Genomic DNA, 2,787 nt, shown 5'->3' on the forward strand with positions numbered 1-2,787 from the left:
GCCGATCAGCGCCACCGCGAACGTGACCAGCGGCGCGCCGCCGAGCGCGGCGAGCCGCAGCAGCGGCGAGGAGTCCTGGCTGAACGCCAGCCGACCCCACGGGAACCCGCCGAACGGGGTGCGGTCCCGCAGCGCCTCCTGCCCGACCCACAGCACCCCGGTCACCGCCGGCCACGCCGCCCGGTACCGGTCGACCAGCGGCGACACCCAGGCGCCGGCCGCGCCCAGCAGCGCCAGGTAGCCGGCCTGCAGCAGCGACAGCAGCACCCACGGCAGGTAGCCGGTGTGCAGGTTGGTCCACTCCAGCAGCGGCGCGAACAGGGTCACCCCGGCCAGGAAGCCCAGCCCGGCGCCGGCGCGCAGCCGCCGCCGGTGCACGGCGGCGGCGAGCAGCGCCACCCCGACCGGCGCGAGCGGCCACACCCCGTAAGGGGGGAACGCGGCCAGCAGCGCCAGCCCGGCCACCACGGCCAGCGGCACGGCCACCGTCAACCTCAGGGGACGGGGCTTCCCGGCGTCTCGGGCCCCGTCCGTGGCCCGCGTCTCTTCCCGGTCGAGCGTCGTCACCGGCACCTCACCACGATCACGCGCCGAAGGCTACCCGTCCCGGCCCGCCCGGCGTCGCTCCGGTGGCGGCCTAGTCGGGCAGGTGGATCACCGGCAGGTCCCCGTCGCCGTAGCGCGGTTCCCCGGTCAGGATCGGGGCGTCGTGCTCCAGGCAGGCCAGCACGGTGGTCGCCAGGTCCACCCGGCCGGTGAAGCCCCGCCAGTACGCCAACTCCTGCCACGACGCCGCGGCCGTCGGGAGCACGGCGCACGCGTCCAGACCGAGCAGCCGGCCCAGCGCCGCCCGGTCCTTCGGGTCGTCCACGACGGCGAGGGTCTCCGCGGCGGTCACGGCGGTCACCCCGAACCGGACCCCGTCGGCGATCACCTCGTGCAGCGGCTCGCCCACGTGTACCGATCCGGCCAGGTACGCCAGCAGCGCGGAGCGGTCCAGCACCAGCCGTACCGGCGGCGCGTCGGGCGTCGTCACGCGGCCGGCGCCCGCGCGGCACCGGTGGCCTCGGTGTCGATCGCGGCCTGCACCCGCTCACGGACCGCCTGGTAGCGCTCCGACGGCCAGGCGGCGTCCACGGCGGCGCGGGCCGCCCGCGCCCGCGTCACCCCCTCCTCGGTCACCGGGATGCCCTGGTGCGCCAGCTCGGCGCTCAGCGCCTCGCGGCGCATCAGCGCCCGCGCCGCCTCCACCAGGTAGGCACTGGCGTTGGGTTCGCGTTCCAGCCGCTCGGCGACGTCCGGCGGAACGGAGATCGACAGCTTCCGCACCGGTCTGGTCATACCGGGAAGCCTAGCCCGGTAGCACCGTCGGTGGTGGTCGCCGCGCCGATCAGCCGCGGCGGCGGGGTACCAGGACCGTGACGTCGTCGTGGTCCGCCGCCCCACCGGCCGCTGACCACCACCCGGACTGTCGTACCCGGCTGGCAGGGTGGCGGGCATGGCGACGACCTACGTGCTGATCCCGGGGGCCGGCGGCGAAGCCGCGTTCTGGCAGCCCCTGACGACCGAACTGCGCCGCCGCGGCCACGACGTGGTGCCGGTGGACCTACCCGCCGCCGACGAGCGGGCCGCCCTGCCGGAATACGCCGCCGTCGTCCGCGCCGCCGTCGACGGCCACGACGACGTGGTGCTGGTCGCCCAGTCGCTCGGCGCGTTCACCGCGCCGCTGGTGGCCGACCACCCGGCGGTGCGGCTGCTGGTGCTGCTCAACCCGATGATCCCCGCCCCCGGGGAGACCCCCGGCGAGTGGGGGGACGCGACCGGCCACGGCCCGGCCCGCGCCGCGTACGCCGCCGCGCAGGGCCGCGACCCGGACGCCCCGGTGGACCTGGTGGTGGACTTCCTGCACGACGTGCCCGACGAGGTGGCCGCGTCGCTGCTGGCCGGTGACCGGGCGTCGGAGTCCGAATCGGTGTTCACCCGACCCAACCCGCTGCGCCGGTGGCCGGACGTGCCGACCCGGGTGGTCTCCGGCCGCGACGACCGGCTCTTCCCGCTGGAGTTCCAGCGCCGCCTGGCCCGCGAACGGTTGGGCATCGAGCCCGCCGTGCTGCCCGGCGGGCACCTGCTCGCCATGAGCCAGCCGGTGCTCCTGGCCGACCTGCTGGAGTCCTGGCACCCCTGACCCGGGCGTGGACGGCAACGAAATCGGGGCGCGGCTCACGCCGCGCCCCGATGCTCCCAGGCCCTTCCCGGCCGGTGGGGCGAGAGTGAACGGCGCCGACCTTCGGACCGACCCGACGTGGACTGGCTGCCCCCGCCTGGCCGTTGTCTACTGGCCGTGCCTTTCACCCTGCCCGTACACCGGTAACCGCGGCCGGTTCGCGCCGCCCCGCCGACCCCCGCCCGCTGGACCTGGCCGCCGCGACTATGAAGGTCGCTCGGCCAGCGGACGAAGGGACGAAGCGAACAACAGCCGCTTCCCGTGGTAGGACTCAAAGACGGTACGTGCTGCCCCCCGCCCGTTGTCAACCCACCCCGGCCTGTCGTGTGTTGCGCCACGGCGTGTCGCGTCGGCGCGTCTCGATGGGCTGACCGTCGGTGCGCTCACCGGTCCAGGTGCCGGCGCAGCAACGCCCGCGCCGCCCCCGGATGGTCGTCGGCGAGCAGCCCACCGGCGGCCAGCACGTAGTCCACGTCGACGACGGGCCGCGCCGCCCGCGGCAACGGCCAACCGCCCGCATGGTCGGTCAGCACCGCACCCAGCACCCCGGCCGCGTCCGCCGC

At 76.1% G+C, this 2,787-nt stretch carries 4 protein-coding genes and 1 pseudogene; 1 reads left to right on the forward strand and 4 read right to left on the reverse strand.

Features of this window, described 5'->3' with window-relative positions; genetic code table 11:
* The 3 genes and pseudogenes from MRQ36_RS32745 to MRQ36_RS32755 form a co-directional block, all read right to left on the reverse strand.
* Positions 1-498: pseudogene (locus MRQ36_RS32745) on the reverse strand (apolipoprotein N-acyltransferase); the annotation flags it as partial.
* Positions 499-637: 139 nt separating this feature from the next.
* A complete protein-coding gene (locus MRQ36_RS32750) occupies positions 638-1,036 on the reverse strand; it encodes a hypothetical protein (RefSeq protein WP_242801693.1) in 399 nt (132 codons plus the stop codon).
* Positions 1,033-1,341 (reverse strand): hypothetical protein, encoded by a 309-nt coding sequence (locus tag MRQ36_RS32755; RefSeq protein ID WP_242801695.1) that lies wholly within the window; start codon positions 1,339-1,341, stop codon positions 1,033-1,035. Before MRQ36_RS32755 ends, MRQ36_RS32750 begins: the two co-directional genes overlap by 4 nt.
* Positions 1,342-1,498: 157 nt before the next feature.
* Between MRQ36_RS32755 and MRQ36_RS32760 the strand changes: the two genes are divergently transcribed.
* A complete protein-coding gene (locus MRQ36_RS32760) occupies positions 1,499-2,185 on the forward strand; it encodes an alpha/beta fold hydrolase (protein ID WP_242800203.1) in 687 nt (228 codons plus the stop codon).
* Between the two features lie 422 nt (positions 2,186-2,607).
* Here the strand turns inward: MRQ36_RS32760 and MRQ36_RS32765 are convergent.
* Positions 2,608-2,787: glutamate mutase L (locus MRQ36_RS32765; RefSeq protein ID WP_242801697.1), on the reverse strand; the 180-nt coding region annotated here is incomplete at its 5' end.

The organism is Micromonospora sp. R77, assembly GCF_022747945.1.
Taxonomy (GTDB): domain Bacteria; phylum Actinomycetota; class Actinomycetes; order Mycobacteriales; family Micromonosporaceae; genus Micromonospora.